The sequence below is a fragment of the Paenibacillus sp. J22R3 genome (assembly GCF_056269305.1).
The window spans coordinates 170,618-192,429 of sequence record NZ_JBWDNS010000001.1 but is presented as its reverse complement, the minus strand read 5'-3'; the positions used below and the strand labels follow the sequence as shown (position 1 = coordinate 192,429).

The following is a 21,812-nucleotide window of genomic DNA, read 5'->3' as shown; positions in this document are numbered from 1 at the left end:
CTTCCTAACGGCTCTGCTGCCCACTTGCCAGCTGATCGCCTATAAACTGCTGCAATGTATGTAAATTATCAATAATGACCGTTGGTTCACAGCCGGCTGCCGCAAGCAGTTCCTTATAATTGTCGCCTGTTGCAAGCCCTGTTAAAACAAGGATCGACGGACAATCTACGGCTTGCGCCGCTGCGATATCCGTTGCTGGATTGTCACCGATCATCCACGTCTCGGATGCTTGAAGTCCCAGCCGTTTCAGTGCAAAGTCCATTAAGATTGCCGATGGTTTTCCTATTACAATAGGTTCGACACCGGATGCTGCCCGAAGCATCGCACCAATAGATCCCGCCCCCGGAACTAAGCCATGTTCAGCAGGTACTAGCAAATCCGGATTCGTCAAAATATAGCTTGCCCCGCTGCGGATATAAGTGACCGCTTTGGCCACTTTATCGTAAGTAAGCTGCTTATCAATGCCTTGCACGACGATATCCGGCTCTTCTTCTACCAGCTGCAAGCCGGCATCCTGCAGAGCTGTTCGCAATCCATGCTCTCCAATGACATGTACTCGTGCACCCGGTTGCCGCTCTGCGATGTAGGCCGCAGCACCTTGCGCCGAAGTACATACCTCAGATGGATTCGTCTGGATTCCCATCGCACTAAGCCGAGCAGCGAAAGCCTCCGGCGTAGCGGAAGAATTGTTCGTTACGAATAAGAATTGAATGTCTAGCCGGCGCAGCTCCGCAATGAGCGCATCCGCTCCCGGAATCATAATGCCGCCATGATACATCGTTCCGTCCAAATCTATGAGCAGACCGCGTAGCGAATTGACGCTCATGAATGTCCACTCCTTCTACGTTGCTTCTGTTATTTTGTTTATCTTCATGCGTAGACGGTCAATCCGTTTACGAAGCACATCGAGCTCAGTTCTCCGATTCCCCTTAAGCCGCACACCTGTAAGGCGCCGCTGCGCGATCGCAAATGCTGTTTCAGCCAGCTCTAGCGCTTCAGCCAGCTGCTTCGTCTTGTGCTCATAATACATCGCAAGCTCAATATGCGCTTCATAATCCGGCCAAGCAGCATGTGCTGCTTCATCTACAGCCTTCTGCCACAATACCACAGCACGCTGCCAATTTCCACATTTCTTGTCTCGTTCCGCCAGTAAACACAAGCCTTTGAGCGTTGGACGGGGATGTTGGGCCGCAGCCGCATACAGCGGCTCAGCCAGGACTGATTTTCCCATTTTCTCCAGCCATAGCCCTGTTCGCAGCAGCTCCTCCGCTTCCTCCGGCATCTGAACCGTTCCTGTTCCTATTCTACCGCCAAGCAAGTGGCCGAACCGGATTGCGAGCGCAGCCAGAGAGAGCATATCGATTTCATTGTGTTGAAATACGCCCAGCAGCGGCTCAGGCTTTCTGTCCGCTAAATATTGAAAATAGATAGCCGGTGCGAGTGAACCCGGTACATCGTCATGTCTGGTAATGCCAAGTCGTTCTTCTTCCACATGACTTAACCGACAGGATACCAGCGTGTTCCGCCAGACAGCTCGGGAAGGATGCAATAAATCGATATGGATTGGCTCCCATTTGAAATTGCGGAAGCCGTTTAGTATAAAACGATTGAATAAGACAGGCCAATCGAAAGTCCGACCATTGTAAGTTACTAAGTGAGTGAAGCTGGGCAGCAGGTTACACAGATATCCGATCATCGCCCGTTCCTCCGCCGGATGACGGATAAGCATTTGCTCGACAATGAACACATCATCCTGCAAATAAGCAAGCCCTACCATGAAAGGGACATTGCCCGCGCCGACTCCGAGCCCGGTGGTTTCTAAATCAAGAAACAACAGATTCGTATAGCCGAGGTCAGCGGAATCGGGTTTGCGAAAAGCATCGAGATTGATCTGAGCTTCGGAGAGCTCGATCAGCTCATGAATACCGTGCTTATGCGTCAGAGGATAGCGGCTTTCCCGTACAAGAAATGCGCCTTCCGTCGATTGCACAATGCGCACACCGAGCTCATCCCACTCCGGAGATAACGTGTCATCATCGGCCTCTGCTGATGGGACAGCACCGACAGATGCTGCATGAGCCTGCTCACCGTCCTGTAAGACAGCTGCCTCGTCACCCTCAGCAATAACGGACGATTCCGCCGAAGTAACCATACCGGCAAGTCGTTCTTCTTGAGCAACTTGCGCGTTCTTTAATCGCAGCAGTCGATCCCGTAGCCCGCTCATAATCCCTCCAAGATGAACAGCGATTTGTTCTTCGCATTCATGCCTACGATTTCCGTGCCGATACAGGAAGGACAGCCCGCTTCACATGGGCATTTCTGAATGAGATTTTTCGCTGCTGCTTTGATATCATCGAATCGCTTATATACGTCTTCCGCTAACCCTATCCCGCCGGGATAATGATCATAGATAAATATTGTCGGCAGCTGCGAATGTTCAGCCCTGATCTGTGAAACGACATGGATATCGCTTCGGTCGCACATGACATGAACCGGCACAATATGCCGGATGACATTCGATATGCCCATTAACAGCTGTTCCAGCGTTTTGGTTTCGATCGAAGGGTCAACCTCGCTAATCTCTACCCAGGTGGCGCTGGTATGCAACTCTTCTTCCGGAAGCTTGATTGGGCCGTATCCGATATTCTCGAAACTCGATAAACGGATTTTTTTGTACATCGTAGCCATGACATTAACGGCCGCGTCGCCGTAATGAATGGATGACATTTGTCTTTTCTTCGATAAATCGATGGACAAGACCTTTAATTTAACCGCCAGATTAGCGTCCGTATAATACTCTACGTCGACTTCCCGCACATAAGCTTTCTTGTGTTCCCAATCCAGCTTCTCTACTTGGAACTGCACGCCTTCATGCAAATAAATCGCTTCATCATGCAAGAGGGTCATGGCGCTGAATCGGTCCATCTCGCCGATAATTTTAACATTTCCTCGTTCGGATTGGTCGATAATGACTACATTTTCTTGCGCTGCGGAGCGCAGGCTCACTTCATGGGCAGGGAAGGACTGATTCGCCCAGTAGAATGCCCCTCCGGCTTGCGTAAGAACTCTCTCTTCTACTAAATATTCAAGAATATCAGTAATTTCCAGCGGACCGAATTCTTCCCCCAATTTGAGTGGAAGCTCGTAGGCCGCACATCGCAAATGGTCGACCAGAATCAATAGATTCTCCGGGTTAATGCGTGCCGATTCCGGGGAACGTTCAAAGAAATACTCCGGATTCTGCACGACATATTGGTCTATTGGTGTATTGCTTGCTACCATCACTACCAGAGCCTCGCCATGACGTCTACCGGCCCGGCCTGCCTGCTGCCAAGTACTGGCGACGCTTCCGGGATACCCAGACATAATGCACACCTGCAACTGCCCGATATCCACGCCAAGCTCAAGTGCATTCGTACTGACTACGCCAACGATTTCACCGTTCCTTAACCCTCGTTCAATTTCGCGGCGCTGATTGGGCAGGTAGCCGCCTCGATAGCCCCGAATGGATTTGGCGCCTAGTTCGTTCTTCACTAGCTCCTGCAAATGACTTAGAATGAGTTCTACTCGGACTCGGCTGCGCGCAAACACGATCGTCTGCACTTTATTGGCCAGGAATTGTTTAGCTAATTGGTTTACCTCTACGGTTGCACTTTTGCGAAGATTTAAAGGCTTATTGATGATAGGAGGATTATAGAACACAAAATGTTTTCTTCCCCTCGGGGCGCCGTTATCGTCAACCAATCGCATGGGTTGACCTGTAAGTTGTTCAGCCAGCTCCTTCGGGTTCGCGATCGTCGCCGACGTACAGATGAAGATCGGGTCACTGCCATAAAACTTACAGATTCTCCGCAACCGGCGAATGACATTGGATACATGACTGCCGAAGACGCCTCGATAAGTATGCAATTCGTCGATGACGATATATTTGAGATTGCTAAATAAGCTGATCCATTTCGTATGATGCGGAAGAATAGCGGAATGCAGCATATCCGGATTCGTAATGACAATATGACCGACGTTCTTAACAATTTGCCGAATTTCCGGAGAAGTGTCTCCGTCATAGGTAAAACTTTTGATGTCGACTCCCATTTCTGCAATGATTTCGTTCAATTCACTCTTCTGATCCTGCGCCAGCGCTTTCGTAGGGAACAAATATAACGCGCGGCTTGCGTCGTCCTCGGCGATCGACTGCAATACGGGGAGATTATAGCAAAGCGTTTTACCCGATGCCGTCGGGGTTACAGCGACCATGTTCTCGCCTTTACGAATGGTTTCGTAAGCGGTGTACTGATGACTGTATAACTCTTCGATTCCTCGTTTACCTAAAGCCGCTTTAATTCTTGGATCTACGCTCTCGGGCATCGGCCTTGTTCTAGCTTCTATCGGTTCAACTTCGTGCCAGTTGATGACATTCTCGTTTGCTCGTAACTCTTGTATGAGATCAGATAAATTCTTCTTGCGCAGCATAATTATAACCCCCGTGATAGAACGACTGTTCCCCTCATTATAACCGCTTGGGTTAAAATAAAAAAAGCCCTATTTTTAACAAACGACAGTAGCCGCCCTCTCGCAGCCTGCGATCGGACGGCTTCTGGACGATCTCCACTAGTCGCCAAGGGTTGTTCTATGTGGAACGCTTCACTTGGAATTCTGCATAATCGTACGCTGCGTCAGTATGCGGGAAAATCGTCCGGGCATCCGCCACCAGCTCCGCTACGGCTTCATCGTCGAATCGCGAGCTGAAGTGTGTGACCACCAATCGCTTAACCCCTGCTGCAGCCGCAATCTCTGCGGCTTGACGAATCGTAGAATGGCCGTATGCAGCCGCTTTCTCCTCCATTCCGCCTGCAAAGGTCGCTTCATGCACGAGCAAATCGGCACCTTCGGCCAGTCGAATCGCATTATCGCATGGCGTTGTATCCCCGAGAATGGTGACAATCCGCCCTGGCAGTTGTGGACCTACAACATCTGCCGAGGAAATGGTACGGCCATCCTCAAGGGTAATGGATTCACCGCGTTTGAGCTTCCCGTATAGCGGACCTGGCCGAACACCAATCTCAGCAAGCCGCGCCAAATGAAGCTGTCCTTGCTGCGGACGCTCGGTGATGCGGTAACCGAAGCATGGCAATCGATGCTCCAGCTCTGCTGCCTCAACTACGAAACGATCATCCGCCGCTATCTCGCCTGCTGTGACCTCTATAACTTCGAGCTCATAACCGAGATGAACCCCGCTATGTTGGAAGATCACGTTCAAATATTCTCTTAACCCGGCCGGACCATAGATCTGAAGCGGACCTGCCCCTTCAAAATACGTCCGACTGCTTAGCAGGCCGGGCAATCCATAGAGATGATCACCATGCAAATGGGTAATGAAAATTCGTTCCAATTTATTAAGCTTCAATCCGCCGTGCAGCAGCCGATGCTGCGTGCCTTCGCCGATATCGAACAGCCAGAACCCGCAATGCGGTTCAGGAAGACAGAATGCAATGGAAGTCACATTGCGAGTTTTCGTTGGTCTTCCTGCGCTTGTACCGAGAAACGTGAGCTGCATGTGCATGCTCCCTCCAATCGCAATCCATATGCTATCTATAACAATACCCTCCAAAGCTGCAGCTTAACACTGCAAGTTCGGAGGGTACCTATGCTATCCGTTACGCCTTCTCTACGTTGAAATACTGCGCTTCCGGATGGGCGAATACCATCGCGGATACGGATGCTTCCGGCTCCATCATGAAACCTTCCGTCAATTGTACGCCGATATCCTCAGGTTTCATCAGCTCAAACAGCGGCTGTTGGTCTTCCAGATTCGGACAAGCCGGATAACCAAACGAAACCCGAATACCTTGATAACGAGCACCATGGCGCTGTTTCATCGTCATTTCCGGATGATCCGGGAAACCCCAAGTATCGCGCATCAAATGATGGACACGTTCGGCCATTGCTTCCGCAACTTCAAGTGCAACAGACTGCAAGGCATGGGAGCGCAAGTAGTCTCCGTTGTCTTTCAGTTCAGTTGCTTTCTCTCTTACGCCTTCGCCCGCTGTTACAACGAGGAAGCCGACGTAATCCATCTCGCCGCTCTCCACCGATTTCAAGAAATCTGCCAAGCAGAGATACGGCTCAACTTGCTGACGAGGGAACGTGAAACGTTTGATCTCGACACCGGGCTGACTCGGATCATAAATAATAATATCGTTGCCCGACGATTGTGCTGGGAAGAAACGGTACATGCCGTTAGCCTTCAGTAATCCTTTGGCAGCATCGGCAAGCAGTCCGTCAACCGTTTCCTTCAAATTCACGGCTTTCTCATTGCCTTCAGCAAGAAGCGTATCCACGTTGCCCTTTAAGCCCAAATGATGGCCAAGCAGCATCTGCATATTAATATAAGGCACGATGTGTGGAATCGGGACGTTACGAAGAACATGACGCTCTGTATCCGGCGGAATATAAACCGGCGCATCCTTGGACACATTCGATTGCACGGCTCGAGTCAGCTCAGGCAGAGGCTTCTTCTCCACTTCTTCCAAGTAGCCGGAAGCTTTGAGCGCAGCCATCTCCTCCTCGTAGACAAGGCGATGTTGTTTGTCCATCAGCTTGTTGGCGATGTCCAGACCATCCATAGCATCCTTCGCATACAGTACCAACCCGTCATATTCCGGTCCGATCCGATGCTTCGTGAATTTACGAGTGAGTGCCGCGCCTCCTACCAGAATCGGAGCTTCAATGCCTGCACTGCGCAAATCCTGCGCGGTCAATATCATCTGCTGCGCCGATTTGACGAGTAGACCCGAGAGGCCAATCGCATCAACCGGCTCTTTGCGGTAGGCTTCAATAATTTGTTCAGGCGGCACTTTAATGCCTAGATTAATAATTTTGTAGCCATTGTTGGATAAGATGATTTCGACCAGATTTTTACCGATATCATGGACGTCACCTTTAACGGTTGCCAGTATGATTTTACCTTTAACGGCTGTTTCATTCTTTTCCATGAACGGCTCCAGATACGTAACAGAAGCTTTCATTACTTCGGCGCTCTGCAGCACCTCAGCCACGATCAGCTCATTTCCATTGAACAGCCGACCGACTTCCTCCATCCCTCTCATCAGCGCGCCGTTGATGATTTCAAGCGGTGCATACTTCTTCAGCGCTTCATCAAGATCCGGATAGAGTCCTTCCTTCGTACCTTCGACAACATAAGAAGCAAGGCGCTCCTCCAACGTCAACGTGGAGATCTTCTCTTTCTTTACAACTTTCTTCTCACGGAAGGCTGCAACGAACGCTGCCAAAGTCTCATCGTTCGTATTATAAATCAATTCTTCAGCAAGACGGCGCTCTTCTTCCGGAATGGATGCATACCGCTCCAGTTTCTCCGTATTCACGATTGCATAATCAAGTCCGGCCTTCGTCGTGTGATACAGATAAACAGAGTTGAGCACTTCACGGCCCGCATCCGGCAATCCGAACGAGATGTTACTTAAGCCGAGAATCGTCTTCGCCTTCGGATACTTCGCTTTAATCATCTTAATGCCTTCAATGGTCTCAACTGCAGAACCGATGTACTGCGGGTCACCGGATCCAACAGGGAACATGTTCGGGTCGAAAATAATATCTTCCGGATTCATGCCATATTTCTCAGTAAGCAGCTCGTACGAACGAGTAGCCACTTCCATCTTCGCTTCGCGTGAAACCGCTTGTCCACGCTCATCGATAAGAATACAAACAACCGCTGCCCCATAGCGATGTATGAGCGGGAGAATTTTCTCGAACTTGGATTCGCCATCCTCCAGGTTAATGGAGTTGATGATCGCTTTCCCTTGGGAATACTTCAAGCCGAGCTCAATGATATGATCATAGGTGGAATCAAGCATGAGCGGTACTTTAATCTTCTTTACAACTTCAGGCAGAAAATGATGCACTGCATGCGCTTCATCAATATCCGTATCCTGCAAGTTTATATCAATAACATGTGCGCCGCCCTTTACTTGTGCACGGGCAATTTCGGACGCTTCATCATACTTCTCTTCTTTAATGAGGCGTTTAAATTTACGTGAGCCGGAAATATTCGTACGCTCACCGATCATTATGGGACGGTTATCTTCTTCAATATAAACCGTCTCGATACCGGAAACCGCCGGCGGATGCTCCCCCGGTTTCGTACGCGGTGCGTAATTTGCCAAGGTTTCAGCCATAGCACGGATATGATCCGGCGTTGTTCCGCAGCAGCCGCCAGCGATATTTATCCAGCCATGCTCGGCAAAATCAGCGATTTTCCTCGCCAGCGATTCCGGCGATTCGTGATAATTCCCATTCTCATCCGGCAAGCCGGCATTCGGATAACAGCTGACTGCAGCATGCGAGATTGCCGAGAGTGAACGGATATGGTCACGCATAAACTCCGGTCCTGTCGCGCAGTTAAGCCCAATCGAGATTGGATTCATATGCTCAAGCGAGATATAGAAAGATTCAATATTTTGTCCGGCTAATGTCGTGCCCATCGGCTCGATTGTACCGGAGATCATGAGTGGAAGCGTAATGCCTGTTTCTTCGAAAGCTTTATGAATACCGATTGTGCCGGCTTTTACGTTCAGTGTATCTTGTGAGGTTTCCAGAAGCATGGCGTCGACGCCGCCTTCAATTAGGGCGAGGGCTTGCTCGTAATAGCTCTCGACCAGCTGATCAAACGTAACGCCGCCTGTTACGGACAGCGTCTTCGTAGTAGGTCCAAGTGCTCCGGCTACATAACGCGGCTTGTCCGGCGTGGAGTATTTATCTGCAGCAGCACGCGCAAGAGATGCCGCAGCAAGATTGATCTCTCTTGCTTTCTCCGGAATATCATATTCAGCAAGAACGACGCTCGTCGCGCCGAACGTATTGGTTTCAAGAATGTCTGCACCTGCAGCTAAATAATCTTCATGGATGCCTTGAATAACATCGGGACGTGTCAGTACGAGCATTTCATTACAGCCGTCCAGTTCTTCGCCGCCAAAATCCTCCGGCCCCAGATCCGCCTGTTGAATCATCGTACCCATAGCCCCATCGAGGATGAGAATTCGTTGTGCGAGCATATCCTGCATTGTCGGTTTCGTCAAAAGATGCACTTCCCTTCCGATAATCCAACTCACTGCCTTTACCCTAGCCAAGGCGTGGTCGATTCAGCAAAAATCATTTCCCTATACTCTACCAGAATTCACCGCGCGTGCAAAGAACCTTTTCAGGTCATTCGTTTTGTTCTATAATTATTCTGATCGGAATTACGATTTTTGTGAAAAGAGGGATTAAACGATGGCAGAAATTCGAATTCGCAGCACGGATGAGCGCATCTCCGGCGAAGAGAACGTCCGCGCCTTTCTAGAGAAGCAAGAAGTACTTTATGAGCACTGGGATGCAAGCAAGCTTCCAACTGAACTTCATAACAAATTTGTATTGAATGATGAAGAGAAGCAAACGATCCTCAGCACTTACGACGATGAAATCCGTGACCTTGCAGCGCGTCGCGGCTACAAAATTTGGGATGTCATTTCTCTGTCTGATGCGACCCCGAACATCGAGGAATTGCTGAAGAAGTTTGAGCAAATCCACATCCATACCGAAGATGAAATTCGCGGCATCGTGTCCGGACGCGGCATCTTCATCATTAAAGGTGACGAGGAAACCGGATATTTCGACGTTGAGCTGGAGGCCGGCGATGTCATATCTGTTCCGGAGAACAAAGCACATTTCTTCACGCTGATGGATAACCGCGAAATCATCGCTGTTCGCCTCTTCATCGAGAAGGACGGCTGGGTTGCCCAAAATATCGAAGATCCTACTTTCGCCTAATAACCTGTTTCGAAATAAGAAGACCCGTCCTCGGACGGGTCTTCTTTGTTGTGGTTTTATCAATGCTCCTTGCCCCCGAGTTACAGAAGCAAAGGCAGCAATTCTTCCAGATGTTTGATTTCATGCGAAGGAATAATTTCATCTGAACGCGTCATGCCGTGGCGATTAATCCAAACGGATGTCATGCCAATTGTATTGGCTCCCAGAATATCCGTTGTGAGCTTGTCCCCTACCATAATGCCATGGTTTGGCTCAACGCCGAGACGCTCTAGGGCATGATGGAAAATCGCAGCAGCAGGTTTGCCTTGGCCAAATTCACCGGAAATAATAATATGATCAAAATAAGGCACGATCGCCGGAACGCCAGCCAGCTTCTCACGCTGAAGATCAGGCGATCCGTTCGTCAGCAGCAGGAGCTTGTACTTGCCTTTGAGCTGATCCAAGATTGCAAACGTCTCTTCATATACATAGGGACGACTGCGACGTTCAGCCGGGAACTGTTCAGCGAGCTGAGCTCCGAGCTCTGCGTCGTCCACGCCGAGCGCCTTCAGGCCACGTGTCCAAGCTTCGCGGCGATAGGCCGGAGCGAGCTGCTGAAGCTTGCGGAACTCTTCTTGTTCCCCTTCCAGAAAGTTCGCCCACAGCCCCTCAAACGGATTGATTCCGATCATCTTGGTGAATGGGAACGTTTCATAGGATTCATAGAGTGCGCGAGCTTCACGGCGTACCGCGTCTTCCAGCGCTTTCGCATCCACTCCGGTTTGTGCTGCAGCGGTTAGACAGGTCGCATCGAATGCTTCCTGTACGCTTCGATCATCCCATAATAGTGTATCGTCGAGATCAAATAATACTGCTTGTTTAGCCATAATCGTGTCTGCACTCCACTTCCGAATTATTTTTCAGTAAACGAAATACCATGTTGAGCGGAGAACGTCCGCAGGCGTTCCGACATTTGATCCGTTGGGAAACGGTTAATGACGCGCGAGAACACCCAATTTCCGCCTTTATGCTGCTCAACAACAATGTAGCCCTTCTGAGAGGAGATGGCTTTAATGTTGTTTACATTGATCGAGCGATCGCCTGTGAACCGGCGGGAGCGGATATAGTCACTGCCAACCGATAGATACGGGCGGCGCAGCGTGAATAGCAAAGCTAGGATGACATAACAACCTACAGTCAGCCAGAACATATTGCCAGTCTGCTTGTACGTATCCGCAGTAACAGTCACGATTACATAGAAAAGGATGAACAACAGCAGGAATGCCGGCATCAAATAGCTTCTTCCTTTAAAAGTGTCGAGCTTCTCTGCACTTGATTTGGCAGCCATGAGCGGCGCCTTTCCATGCTTCTTACGTTGTTTGTTAATTTCTGCTTGATTCTTCTGTACTTTACGTTCCCACGATCTTGACAAGGGTGTTCCTCCTTCATAATCTTCAACACGCTGTAATCGTCTTACTCTAAGTTAGATCGGTCTGGCGAATTTCGCAATAAATCGGTTCGGATACTCGCTTGGCAATGCGCTTACTTCATCCAGCTTGTTCCATACGGAATCCGGCATCGTCCAACCGATCGCACCCATGTTATCTTCAAACTGTTCCAATGTGCTTGCCCCAAAGATTGGAGACGTAATCCCTTTGCGTTGCAGCAGCCAGGACAGCGCAACTTGGGCAGGTGTACGATCTAGTTCCTTTGCTGCGCTTAGCACAGCGTCAAGCACTGCGAAATTACCCTCGTTAGCACGAACTGCCCAGGAGCTCTCGCCTTGCTTGGACGTTAATCTTCCACTTACAGGCTCTTCTTGCGTATATCTGCCTGTCAGAAAGCCTCCGCCTAGCGGTGCCCATGGGATAATTCCTACATTCTCTTCCAAGCATAAGGATAACATTTCGCGGTCCATTTCACGACTGACTAAGCTGTATTGCGGTTGAATGGAGATGAATCGGACATAACGATTCCAATCGCTGGTGGACAACGACTTCATAAGCTGCCAGGCGAAGAAATTGGAACAGCCGATATAACGAACTTTTCCTGAAGTAACCAGATCATCAAGAGCGCGAAGCGTCTCTTCAATCGGTGTTGCGTGATCCCACACATGCACTTGATAGAGGTCGATATAGTCGGTATCAAGTCTCTTCAAGCTTGCTTCGACGGCATCCATAATATGCTTTCTTGAAACACCGACGCCGTTTGGGTGATTCGCAGTCGCGAATCTCACTTTCGTTGCGAGCACGACTTCTGAACGTCGATCTTTGATCGCTTTACCTACAATCTCTTCAGAGCGGCCGGATACATACACGTTCGCAGTATCAAGGAAATTGCCGCCTTTCTCGAAGAAACGATTCATCATCTCTATGGAATCCGTCTCGCTTGTCGTATTACCGAACGTCATTGTACCTAAGCAAAGCTCCGATACGGCTAAACCGCTTCGGCCAAGTAAACGATATTGCATGCTACATGTCCTCCTTCAAATAGACTGCTGCTAATGCTTGATCGTATCTTCCCCGTTCTCTTCATCTTCCACATATTTAATGGTATCGAGTTGATTCCGGAAGTTATTCTTGAAATTCTCAAGGTATAGACGGCGAAGCTCGTCGCGTTCGACCAGTTCCTCCGGCGACAACCCTACGGTTTTGTTCTTTCTGGATAGTTCATTAATACGGGCGATAATCTTTTCCATTTCAAATAAGCTCCTTCCCTGATTCGGCCAACATGTCATTCTTTACTTTGACATTTTTAATTGCCCATTGTCAAGGCGAAATGGCCCTCTCTGAGGCTTGTTTTCACTTGTCTTCTCCATCCTCTTTCCACCTCGGGTGCACCTTATAATTACGTTATGCCGCCAGAAATAAAAAAAGCCTGAGCAATAGAGACTCAGACTTCTGAATGTAGATTCCTATGGATCATTCTTGTAAGTATGTATTGATTCTATTGAAGCTGTTTCGGCGAGCCCAGTTATTCAACAGGGATAATTAAGGATTGTCCGGCTTGCAGCGAGCTGGAGGTTAAGTTGTTCCGTTGTTTCAAGTTAAAAACAACATGACGAATATCTTCGCCTTCCTTACGAATACTGCTAGCGATGTTCCATAGTGTGTCACCTGAGCCAACAACTACAATCTGTTCCGAAGCAGTTGGCGCTGCAGGATATTCACTGTTCGCTTGGCTTGTCATCAGTGAGAGTCCTGTGAACAGCAGTACGAAGAACAGTGTTGCTGCGGCTAGTCTCATTAATAGGCGTTCTGTTCTTCTCTCTTGCCAAGTACGCTTCACAGCGCGAGTATTCCGTGTATTGCGAGCTTCACCTTTATAATTAGAAGAGTAAGTGGACATCGTTGTCATCATTCTCCAGCACCCCAAACGTTTGTTCTATTTGATAAATCAAGAATAACACGAACGTTTGTTTGTGGTCAAGCGTTTTTGGAACATTTGTTCGTAAAAATATGCGAACCTGTGTTTCTCGAACTTATGTTTGTACGAACTCCGGTTCTGTGTTATAATTTGACACAAATGAAACTTTGGAGTGATTCCGGTGTCGAAACTTTCAAACCGCCAGCAGGCGATACTAGAATTCATTAAGACGGAAGTTCGCGAGAAAGGTTATCCGCCTTCCGTTCGCGAGATCGGTGAAGCGGTCGGACTCGCTTCCAGCTCTACAGTCCATGGCCATCTTGATCGCCTGGAGAAGAAAGGCCTTATTCGCCGTGACCCAACTAAACCTCGCGCAATTGAGATCTTGGACGGCGAAGACAACGAGATTCCATTCCCGCTTTCCATTGCTAAGGTTCCTGTGGTAGGTAAGGTAACTGCCGGTGTACCGATTACTGCAACAGAGAACATCGAGGATTACTTCCCCCTTCCGGCTGACAGGGTTGGCGACCACAATGTATTCATCCTGAACGTTGTCGGTGAAAGTATGATCGAAGCAGGCATTCATAACGGCGATTACGTCATTGTCCGCCAACAGCAAACCGCTTCCAACGGCGATATCGTCGTTGCGATGACAGAAGAAGACGAAGCAACTGTTAAGACCTTCTATAAAGAGAAGGATCATATCCGTCTGCAGCCGGAGAATTCCACGATGGAACCGATCCGTCTGCGTAACGTCTCCATTCTCGGTAAAGTCATCGGGCTTTTCCGCGACATCCACTAACAAACAAATGATAAGGGGCATTTCTTCTCGCTGCAGCAGCGTCAGGAAATGCCCCTTTTTCTGTCACCCGTCACGCAACGCCGATGTACCTCCATTATGTCAGCTAACCTACGATTTCGCGGAATAACAAATGACGATAGGTGAATTTACTTCTCTTGTATTTGAAGCTTAAGGCTATGCCGGAGAAATCAATTGCTATCGATTTAAGCGCGCATGCTGTTACTTTTTGTCGAATCAAGGCTGCCAATCGTGTTCGATTATTATTGTTCACGGCAGCCGCAACAGCAGCTGCGTATGTTGAAGAGGAACGAAGCGCTTTATAGAAAGGCAGAATTGCTCTTGCAATAGCTCGATGAATCGGGGTTGAGAATGTGAATTGGGTCGTTCCGGGCGGAATCGTCGTTCCGATGGAATATTGAAGAACTGGTTCAGGGAACTCAAAATCAAAGAAGTAACCTATGGCATTCGTAGAGAACCCATTTAATTTAGCAGAAGGCACAACCGACTTAAATAGAGCGGATAAGGTATCTAAATCCGCGCCGCGAATAGCCTTGGACCATTTCAGGGCATAGGAATAGTTCAGTACGATCTTCCTTAAGAATGGCACCATAGTTGCTGCTACATGGGATAATATCGCTCCGGTGAGTCGAAACCGTTTCTCCTCTTTTGTCGCCGCTTGCTTCTTCACATACGCTGCCTCCTTCATGAATCGAATGGCTATTGTGGCATCGTATGCGAAAGCAGAGGTACAAGTGCGGAAGCACTAATACTCGAAGACACAAAAAACCCTTGATACCATACGGCATCAAGGGTTTCTTCGGTTCTAGTAGAGCGTCAAGTACTGATCGCGTTCCCACTCGTGGATTTGCGTGCGGTACATATCCCACTCGATTTCTTTAAGCTCATAGAAATGGGCAAGCGCGTGATCGCCAAGCGCTTCACAAATAACTTCGCTGCGAAGCAGCTCAGTCAATGCTTCTTTCAGGTCATCCGGCAAGGTAGGGATGCCCTCTTCGATACGCTCCTCATCCGTCATCACGTAGATATTACGGTCAGTCGGAGCCGGCAGCGGAGTTTTGTTGCGGATACCATCAAGACCTGCTTTAAGCATAACTGCAAGCGCCAGGTATGGATTAGCTGCTGGATCTGGACTACGAACTTCGATACGCGTGCTGAGACCGCGCGAAGCCGGGATACGGATCATCGGACTGCGGTTGCTTGCAGACCAAGCCACATAGCAAGGGGCTTCATAGCCAGGAACCAGACGCTTGTACGAATTTACGGTAGGGTTCGTAATCGCTGAGAAAGCACGTGCATGGTTCAGCATGCCAGCCATGTAATAACGAGCCGTTTGGCTAAGGCCCAGCTTGTCGCTCTCATCGTAGAACGCATTCACATTGCCCTTGAACAACGATTGGTGACAGTGCATACCGGAACCATTGACACCGAAGAGCGGCTTCGGCATAAACGAAGCATGCAGTCCGTGCTGGCGTGCAATCGTTTTGACAACCAGCTTGAACGTCTGGATTTGATCGGCTGCTTTGATCGCATCCGCATATTTGAAGTCGATTTCGTGCTGACCCGGAGCCACCTCATGGTGAGAAGCTTCGATTTCAAAGCCCATTTCTTCCAGCGTCAATACGATTTCACGGCGGCAGTTTTCCCCCAGATCCATCGGCGCAAGGTCGAAGTATCCGCCTTGGTCGTTAAGCTCTGTAGTCGGATTGCCCTTCTCATCTGTTTTGAATAGGAAAAATTCCGGTTCTGGTCCAACGTTCATCGCAGTAAAGCCAAGCTCGTCCGCTTCTTTCAGAACGCGTTTCAGAATGCCGCGCGGATCGCCGGCAAATGGTGTACCGTCAGGCATATATACATCACAGATCAGACGGGCAATACGATCTTCTGCAACCCATGGGAATACAACCCATGTATCCAGGTCCGGATAGAGGTACATGTCGGACTCTTCAATCCGCACATAACCTTCGATGGACGAGCCGTCGAACATCATTTTGTTATCGAGTGCCTTTTCCAGCTGACTTACCGGAATTTCGACGTTCTTGATCGTTCCCAGCAAATCGGTGAACTGAAGTCGAATAAACCGGACATTCTGTTCTTTGCAAATACGTCTGATGTCATCTTTGTTGTAGCTCACAGAATCATCTCCTTAAAGGCTAATTGGTTTGAATTACTTTTTGTTATAGAAACGGGACAGCTGGCCTTGAATCATAGATGCTTTGCCAGGTCTCTTCTCTAGCAACTGCTGCTTAAGCAATCGATGCAATTGGGCATCGGAGAGCTCGCGACGCTTCACTTCCGACAGCTCGCTGACGACGGTCGCGTCTTCGGATTCCTTGGATACAGGGTTCATTACTTGCTTAATACCCGCAATGTTAACGCCCTTCTCGATTAACGATTTAATCTCTAGCAGCCTCTCCACATCGTTGAACGAGAACAGCCGCTGGTTCCCAGACGTACGAGCGGGAACGATAAGTTCATGCTGCTCGTAGTAACGGATTTGCCTCGCGGTCAAGTCGGTCAACTTCATGACGATGCCGATCGGAAAAAGCGCCATATTTCTGCGTATTTCGTCACCCATGTCGCATCAACCTTCCAGTTTCTGATATATGCTACCATTGTACCGCTCTGCCAAAAACGTGTCAAGTCGTGTAAGGTTTAATTACAACCAACTCGCGTTCAGCAAGTACCGTTAAAGCATTCAGAACACCGTATTTGACATGCGCGTAAGTAAGCCCGCCTTGCATATAAGCGATGTACGGTTCCCGGATCGGAGCGTCGGCTGACAATTCCAAACTGCCCCCCTGCATGAAGGTTCCCGCAGCCATTATCACAGGATGCTCGTACCCGGGCATATCCCACGGTTCCGGTACCACATGAGCATCGACCGCCGATGCTTTCTGCACACCTTGTACAAAGGCAATCAGCTGTTCCGCTCGATCGAAGCGAATCGCTTGGATCAAGTCCGTTCGCGGCGCATCGTAACGCGGATTGCTCTCGAAGCCGAGCATCTCGAACATGGCCGCGCCGAAGACGCTGCCCTTGAGCGCTTGTCCGACCAAATGAGGTGCCAAGAACAAGCCTTGGTACATCGCACGAAGCGTCCCGAGCGTGGCTCCAACCTCGCCGCCGATTCCCGGTGCTGTTAGTCTGTACGCCGTCAGCTCTACAGCTTTCTTCGTGCCGGCAACGTATCCGCCGGTCGGGGCAATACCGCCGCCCGGGTTCTTGATCAGCGAGCCGGCCATTAAATCAACGCCGACTTCCGTCGGTTCCAGCTCTTCGGTAAACTCGCCGTAACAGTTGTCCACGAAGACGTACACGTCAGGCTTTAATGCCTTCACCTGTTTAACCATTTCTCCGATTTCAGCAACCGTGTATGATGCACGCCAGTCATATCCGCGCGAGCGCTGAATGCCAATGACTTTAGTCCGCTCTGTCATGCGTGCCGCGACCGTCTCCCAGTCAATCGAGCCATCCCCTAATGGAGCGACCTCCCCGTAGCCGATGCCGAAATCCTGTAGGGAGCCTTTCCCATCACCGGGTTTACCAATGACTTTATGCAGCGTATCATACGGTTTCCCCGTTATGTATAACAGCTCGTCCCCCGGACGAAGAAGCCCAAATAAGGCGCAGCTGATCGTATGGGTACCGGATACGAAATGAGGCCTGACAAGCGCCGCCTTCGCGCCCATAACGTCCGCATATACCAAGTCCAGTACTTCGCGTCCACGATCGTTATAGCCATATCCCGTCGACCCGTTGAAATGATAATCGCTGACGCGGTGCTTCTGGAAAGCATCAATAACCTTCCACTGATTGCGCTCACTGATGCCATCGATTGAACGAAAAACAGGGGCGGCCTGCATCTCTGCAGCCTCCGCCCACTTCGTTAACTCTAACCAATTTTCACTCTCTTGCTGTTTCACTTTCCTCTGTCTCTCCTCATGTATCTCATCTTTATCGAGTTGTTATACTTGTTCCGCATAAGCTGCAAGACGGTGCCCGTGCACTTCGAAATCTTGCTTGTTCAGTTCTACGGTCAGCTTAATAATGTCCCCATCGACAGCTTGCTCAATGACGTCGCCTGTGCGGTAAGCTAACGCGATCAGATCGCCACGATCGGCCGGCAGCTTGAACACACGCGTATCTCCGCTGAGCTTATCTTGAACCGTCTGCAGCAGTCGCTGCAAATCATCTTTATTGAACGCGCTCATGACGAGCGTATCTTGTCCGCCTGCACGAATGAACTGATGATCGTCACCTAGGCACATATCGATCTTGTTATAGACCATAATCGTCGGTTTGCCGTCAGCGCCAAGGTCACGCATGATGTTGTTCACGACGGAGATTTGCTCCTCGCGCATTTCAGATGCACTGTCAATGACATGAAGCACCAAATCCGCTTCGCATACCTCTTCCAGTGTTGCCCGGAAAGCCGCAACCAAGTCATGCGGAAGATTCTGAATAAATCCTACCGTATCCGTCAGCACCACTTCTTTGCCGCTTGGAAGTTCTAAGTTCCGGGATGTAGGATCCAGCGTAGCGAATAATTGGTTCTCAACATATACGTCGGCTTGCGTCAATTCTCGCAATAGCGTTGATTTACCTGCATTCGTATAGCCTACTAAAGCAACCTGCTGCACGCCGGACTTCCGTCTGCGCTCACGGTGTAGCGTACGGTGCTTCACGACCTCATCCAGCACGTTCTTCAGATCGGTGATCCGATCCCGGATATGACGGCGATCGGTTTCAAGCTTGGATTCACCGGGACCTCGCGTCCCGATACCGCCGCCAAGCCGCGACAGATTCTTGCCGTGGCCGGAAAGTCGCGGAAGCAAATAGCTAAGCTGAGCAAGCTCAACTTGAATGATCCCTTCACGCGTCTTTGCTCGCTGAGCGAAGATATCGAGGATCAGCTGCGTCCGGTCGATGATTTTCAAATCCAGTGCTTCCTCCAGGTTACGAACCTGTGCGCCGGACAGCTCCTGATCGAAGATGGCCGTTGTTGCACCCAGCTCCTCCGACATTGCCCTTAGTTCCTCGACTTTGCCTTTACCGATAAACCACTTTGTATCGACTTTCTCTTTGTTCTGCGTTATCGACGAGAGCACTTGCACGCCTGCTGTTTCGGCCAAGCTCACAAGCTCCTGCAGAGAAAGCTCAGGATCGCTTGAGCCCCGTTTAATATTCGGTGTCACCAAGCTGACAAGTATCGCTCGGTCTTGTAAATCCGTATCGGTATCATACGTAGATTGACGCATAGGTTGATTGCCACTCCTTCATACGTGCCTGTTACTTTTCCCACTTTAAATCTTCCGGACGAACCGCCATCAGCTCTTGTTTCCCCGGCGACCCTGTAGGATACTGATTCAATAAACGCACCGCTTGGTGCCGAAACGCCTTCTCGATCACGTTACGCACATAGCGTGCATTGCTGAACGCAAACATAGTCATCGTTTTCTCTTGCATTAAATGCTGACGCAGCTTAAATACAGACTGCGGCATGAGTGTATAGTCCCGATCCTTCGCCATCAGCTCCGCAATTTGAATCAGCTGATCAATCGAATAATCCGGGAAATCGATCTGAATCGGAAACCGCGACGGAAGTCCGGGGTTGGTTAAGAGGAAATGCTCGATCTCAAGCGGATATCCGGCCAAAATCAACACAAATTGGTTCCGATGATCCTCCATCGCTTTGACCAACGTATCGATCGCTTCTTTTCCAAAATCCTTCTCCCCGCCTCGAGCCAAGCTGTACGCTTCGTCCACAAATAACACGCCGCCCAGCGCCTTGCGCACCAAATCACGTGTTTTCTGCGCCGTATGCCCGATATATTCCCCGACGAGATCCGCCCGCTCTACCTCGATCATATGCCCTTTAGAGAGCACGCCCATCTTGTTAAACAGCTTGGCAACGATTCTCGCAATCGAAGTTTTGCCGGTACCCGGATTTCCTGTGAAAATCATATGATACACATGCGAGCCGCCTGTCAATCCGGCATCTGAACGCATCCGGGTAATCTGCAGCAGCGCATAGATTTCATAAATAAGCAGCTTTACATTATCAAGACCCACCATCGAATCAAGCTCACGCCCGATTTCGAGAAACGGATCATTGGCGGATAACGGTTTGGCAACCGCTACCGGTTCACTCTCCAGCGCTTGCGCCGAGCTGCTTGTGGATGCAAAAGGCTCACTGCTTCGCAGCACCACATTGATCTGCCGCGAAGGTCTGCCGCTGCCGTTCCCTCCTGTTGATACAACTCGTTCGTCCATCTGCTTCATCACCTATCCTTCGCTGAATCATCGGCATAAGCTGCACGTATAATCCATTGTATTCTAGTGATTTCAGCCATATTAACAGTTTTCAAAGGGAGCCGCGCTCCGCTCTACATCAGAACGAATTCGGCAGTTGGACGCCCATTCGAAGCAGCAATTCATCCATTTTCCACTTCGTAAATGCCAGCACTTCACGAGATTGATTGAACGCAATAGACAAGACTTGAGACTTCAGACCAATTGCAGTCGTTTCTGCAGGGTAGTTCAGATAGGAAGCGATATCAGCAGCTCTCGGAGCGTGAAAATCATGCGATACAACCAGCAGACTCGTCCAGCCCCGCTTCATCGCCAAAGGCTTGCTGAACAATAAATTCTCGTAGGTGCTTCGGGAGTCTTCCTCCAGCACCAGCCGTTCAGCCGGAACCCCTTTGGACACCAAGTAATTCCGCATCCCTTCTGCTTCTGAAAGCGTTGACCCATTATGATCATGTCCGCCGGACAGAATGAAATACTTGACGTTGCCCTGCTTGTACAATTGAAGGCCCAAATCTAACCGCTCACGCAGTCCGGGGCTTGGCTGATCAGACCATAACGCTGCACCCAGAATGATAGCAGCATCCGCTTTGGGGACAGGCTTAGGCATCTCATAGCTGTTAATGACCCACAGCAGATAAGCACACCAGAATGCCCCTAGGGCCATGACCCAAGCGCAGATTCGCAACAGGAGGAAGAATTTGTTCGTCCGTCTGCGCGCACTGCGCTTATGGGTTCGTTTAGAAATGACCGTTTGCTTCATGATTCACTTAGCTCACCGTTCTGGGCAAGTGCCTTTCGATGTTTCAGACTAAGTGTGAAATAACGGAACCGTCCGTTACGTATCGTGGACAAGAGTCGGCCCGCTGTCTTGCGTGCGAGCGCGGCATCTTTGTTCGTCACCGTTCCTTGACTCACGGCTTCCTCCAGTTCATCTTCATCCAGAAGGAATACCTCGCCGCTCGGAAGCACGACAACATCCAGATACAAATCATCGAACCAAGGCACCTGTTGATCCGTCAGACCTTGTGTCTTGCAAATATCGATATACCATTGAACGACCCGGTTCTTATCATCGAACATCGTCGTTACGACAAAGTGTTCACCGCGAGGGAAATGCTGCATCCACAAATATCCGCGGTCAGCCAGGCATAATTTCCGCCCATTGTATTCTTTCCAAAGCGGTTCGCGCAATTCGTGAATGCGGTAGAACGTCACAAGTCCTTTAAACTCGTCTGCGTCCATCGCGAGGCACGTATAGCTTCTACGCAGGATGCGGCGCCAATTGGCTCGGTCAGAAAATTTTCGTTTCATACGGAACGACCTTTCCGTTAGGATCGCGCCCTTAAGTTGCGGCGCAGAACGCATACAACTGCACGACTGGTTCCTGTCAAATACTCATGCAGCAGGGTAGAATTACCTCATTAAAAAAAGCTTACCACAACTTACCGTCTATCTCCAGCGACCCGGGAAAATAAACCAAGCCCTCCTTGTCCGAGTATAAAAATATGGA

20 protein-coding genes are annotated in these 21,812 nt (G+C 49.7%); 2 read left to right on the top strand and 18 right to left on the bottom strand.

Annotated elements, in window-relative coordinates:
- Positions 1-4: 4 nt before the first annotated feature.
- The 5 genes from AC0YN4_RS00865 to metH form a co-directional block, all read right to left on the bottom strand.
- Positions 5-826, bottom strand: a complete 822-nt coding sequence (locus tag AC0YN4_RS00865) for a TIGR01457 family HAD-type hydrolase (RefSeq protein ID WP_475780591.1) — start codon at positions 824-826, stop codon at positions 5-7.
- A gap of 15 nt (positions 827-841) precedes the next feature.
- The gene (locus tag AC0YN4_RS00860; protein WP_475834874.1) at positions 842-2,224 is read right to left on the bottom strand and encodes a ribonuclease H-like domain-containing protein; all 1,383 of its coding nucleotides are present in this window, start codon (positions 2,222-2,224) and stop codon (positions 842-844) included.
- Complete coding sequence (locus AC0YN4_RS00855; protein ID WP_475835553.1) at positions 2,221-4,467, bottom strand: DEAD/DEAH box helicase; 2,247 nt, start codon at positions 4,465-4,467, stop codon at positions 2,221-2,223. Before AC0YN4_RS00855 ends, AC0YN4_RS00860 begins: the two co-directional genes overlap by 4 nt.
- A 160-nt stretch (positions 4,468-4,627) precedes the next feature.
- On the bottom strand, positions 4,628-5,554 hold the full coding sequence (gene rnz, locus AC0YN4_RS00850; protein ID WP_475834873.1) for a ribonuclease Z: 927 nt from the start codon (positions 5,552-5,554) through the stop codon (positions 4,628-4,630).
- A 100-nt stretch (positions 5,555-5,654) separates the two neighbouring features.
- Positions 5,655-9,092, bottom strand: coding sequence for a methionine synthase (metH, locus tag AC0YN4_RS00845; protein ID WP_475834872.1), 3,438 nt, complete (start codon positions 9,090-9,092; stop codon positions 5,655-5,657).
- 193 nt (positions 9,093-9,285) lie between these two features.
- Between metH and AC0YN4_RS00840 the strand changes: the two genes are divergently transcribed.
- Positions 9,286-9,822 carry a 1,2-dihydroxy-3-keto-5-methylthiopentene dioxygenase gene (locus AC0YN4_RS00840; protein WP_475780587.1) on the top strand — a complete coding sequence of 179 codons (537 nt, stop codon included), beginning with the start codon at positions 9,286-9,288 and terminating at the stop codon, positions 9,820-9,822.
- Between the two features lie 80 nt (positions 9,823-9,902).
- Here the strand turns inward: AC0YN4_RS00840 and AC0YN4_RS00835 are convergent, their stop codons facing one another.
- The 5 genes from AC0YN4_RS00835 to AC0YN4_RS00815 form a co-directional block, all read right to left on the bottom strand.
- Entirely contained in the window at positions 9,903-10,688 is a 786-nt protein-coding gene (locus tag AC0YN4_RS00835) for an HAD family hydrolase (protein WP_475834871.1), read from the bottom strand.
- A 26-nt stretch (positions 10,689-10,714) separates the two neighbouring features.
- The gene (locus tag AC0YN4_RS00830) at positions 10,715-11,233 is read right to left on the bottom strand and encodes a hypothetical protein (protein WP_475780585.1); all 519 of its coding nucleotides are present in this window, start codon (positions 11,231-11,233) and stop codon (positions 10,715-10,717) included.
- A gap of 51 nt (positions 11,234-11,284) precedes the next feature.
- Entirely contained in the window at positions 11,285-12,271 is a 987-nt protein-coding gene (locus AC0YN4_RS00825; protein ID WP_475834870.1) for an aldo/keto reductase, read from the bottom strand.
- A 30-nt stretch (positions 12,272-12,301) separates the two neighbouring features.
- Positions 12,302-12,499: a DUF896 domain-containing protein gene (locus AC0YN4_RS00820; protein ID WP_475780583.1), complete on the bottom strand. Its 198-nt coding sequence runs from the start codon at positions 12,497-12,499 to the stop codon at positions 12,302-12,304.
- 275 nt (positions 12,500-12,774) lie between these two features.
- The gene (locus tag AC0YN4_RS00815) at positions 12,775-13,161 is read right to left on the bottom strand and encodes a LysM peptidoglycan-binding domain-containing protein (protein ID WP_475834869.1); all 387 of its coding nucleotides are present in this window, start codon (positions 13,159-13,161) and stop codon (positions 12,775-12,777) included.
- 187 nt (positions 13,162-13,348) lie between these two features.
- Here AC0YN4_RS00815 and lexA point away from each other — a divergent pair, with 187 nt between their 5' ends.
- Positions 13,349-13,969 (top strand): transcriptional repressor LexA, encoded by a 621-nt coding sequence (lexA, locus tag AC0YN4_RS00810; protein WP_475780581.1) that lies wholly within the window; start codon positions 13,349-13,351, stop codon positions 13,967-13,969.
- Positions 13,970-14,072: 103 nt separating this feature from the next.
- Here lexA and AC0YN4_RS00805 read toward each other — a convergent pair whose 3' ends face one another.
- The 8 genes from AC0YN4_RS00805 to AC0YN4_RS00770 all read right to left on the bottom strand — a co-directional run bounded on the left by AC0YN4_RS00805 (position 14,073) and on the right by AC0YN4_RS00770 (position 21,613).
- Entirely contained in the window at positions 14,073-14,657 is a 585-nt protein-coding gene (locus AC0YN4_RS00805; RefSeq protein WP_475834868.1) for a hypothetical protein, read from the bottom strand.
- Positions 14,658-14,792: 135 nt separating this feature from the next.
- Positions 14,793-16,121 carry a type I glutamate--ammonia ligase gene (glnA, locus tag AC0YN4_RS00800; RefSeq protein WP_475780579.1) on the bottom strand — a complete coding sequence of 443 codons (1,329 nt, stop codon included), beginning with the start codon at positions 16,119-16,121 and terminating at the stop codon, positions 14,793-14,795.
- A gap of 33 nt (positions 16,122-16,154) precedes the next feature.
- Entirely contained in the window at positions 16,155-16,565 is a 411-nt protein-coding gene (locus AC0YN4_RS00795; RefSeq protein WP_090985346.1) for a MerR family transcriptional regulator, read from the bottom strand.
- Positions 16,566-16,626: 61 nt separating this feature from the next.
- Complete coding sequence (locus AC0YN4_RS00790) at positions 16,627-17,913, bottom strand: methionine gamma-lyase family protein (protein ID WP_475834867.1); 1,287 nt, start codon at positions 17,911-17,913, stop codon at positions 16,627-16,629.
- A 42-nt stretch (positions 17,914-17,955) separates the two neighbouring features.
- Positions 17,956-19,248 (bottom strand): GTPase HflX, encoded by a 1,293-nt coding sequence (hflX, locus tag AC0YN4_RS00785; RefSeq protein WP_475834866.1) that lies wholly within the window; start codon positions 19,246-19,248, stop codon positions 17,956-17,958.
- A gap of 31 nt (positions 19,249-19,279) precedes the next feature.
- Complete coding sequence (locus AC0YN4_RS00780; protein ID WP_090985498.1) at positions 19,280-20,263, bottom strand: AAA family ATPase; 984 nt, start codon at positions 20,261-20,263, stop codon at positions 19,280-19,282.
- Positions 20,264-20,381: 118 nt separating this feature from the next.
- Positions 20,382-21,062, bottom strand: a complete 681-nt coding sequence (locus AC0YN4_RS00775; protein WP_475834865.1) for a YdcF family protein — start codon at positions 21,060-21,062, stop codon at positions 20,382-20,384.
- Positions 21,059-21,613, bottom strand: coding sequence for a ribonuclease FAU-1 family protein (locus tag AC0YN4_RS00770; protein ID WP_090985338.1), 555 nt, complete (start codon positions 21,611-21,613; stop codon positions 21,059-21,061). The genes AC0YN4_RS00775 and AC0YN4_RS00770 overlap by 4 nt, the downstream gene beginning before the upstream one ends.
- Positions 21,614-21,812 lie beyond the last annotated feature (199 nt).

What these genes read in the sequence shown, in the direction of transcription:
- AC0YN4_RS00795 (WP_090985346.1), bottom strand. Translation starts at nt 16,565, where the DNA reads ATGGGTGACGAAATACGCAGAAATATGGCGCTTTTTCCGATCGGCATC.
- hflX (WP_475834866.1), bottom strand. Translation starts at nt 19,248, where the DNA reads ATGCGTCAATCTACGTATGATACCGATACGGATTTACAAGACCGAGCG.
- AC0YN4_RS00865 (WP_475780591.1), bottom strand. Translation starts at nt 826, where the DNA reads ATGAGCGTCAATTCGCTACGCGGTCTGCTCATAGATTTGGACGGAACG.
- AC0YN4_RS00770 (WP_090985338.1), bottom strand. Translation starts at nt 21,613, where the DNA reads ATGAAACGAAAATTTTCTGACCGAGCCAATTGGCGCCGCATCCTGCGT.
- AC0YN4_RS00840 (WP_475780587.1), top strand. Translation starts at nt 9,286, where the DNA reads ATGGCAGAAATTCGAATTCGCAGCACGGATGAGCGCATCTCCGGCGAA.
- AC0YN4_RS00860 (WP_475834874.1), bottom strand. Translation starts at nt 2,224, where the DNA reads ATGAGCGGGCTACGGGATCGACTGCTGCGATTAAAGAACGCGCAAGTT.
- rnz (WP_475834873.1), bottom strand. Translation starts at nt 5,554, where the DNA reads ATGCAGCTCACGTTTCTCGGTACAAGCGCAGGAAGACCAACGAAAACT.
- AC0YN4_RS00775 (WP_475834865.1), bottom strand. Translation starts at nt 21,062, where the DNA reads ATGAAGCAAACGGTCATTTCTAAACGAACCCATAAGCGCAGTGCGCGC.
- AC0YN4_RS00835 (WP_475834871.1), bottom strand. Translation starts at nt 10,688, where the DNA reads ATGGCTAAACAAGCAGTATTATTTGATCTCGACGATACACTATTATGG.
- AC0YN4_RS00820 (WP_475780583.1), bottom strand. Translation starts at nt 12,499, where the DNA reads ATGGAAAAGATTATCGCCCGTATTAATGAACTATCCAGAAAGAACAAA.
- AC0YN4_RS00825 (WP_475834870.1), bottom strand. Translation starts at nt 12,271, where the DNA reads ATGCAATATCGTTTACTTGGCCGAAGCGGTTTAGCCGTATCGGAGCTT.
- AC0YN4_RS00780 (WP_090985498.1), bottom strand. Translation starts at nt 20,263, where the DNA reads ATGGACGAACGAGTTGTATCAACAGGAGGGAACGGCAGCGGCAGACCT.
- AC0YN4_RS00815 (WP_475834869.1), bottom strand. Translation starts at nt 13,161, where the DNA reads ATGATGACAACGATGTCCACTTACTCTTCTAATTATAAAGGTGAAGCT.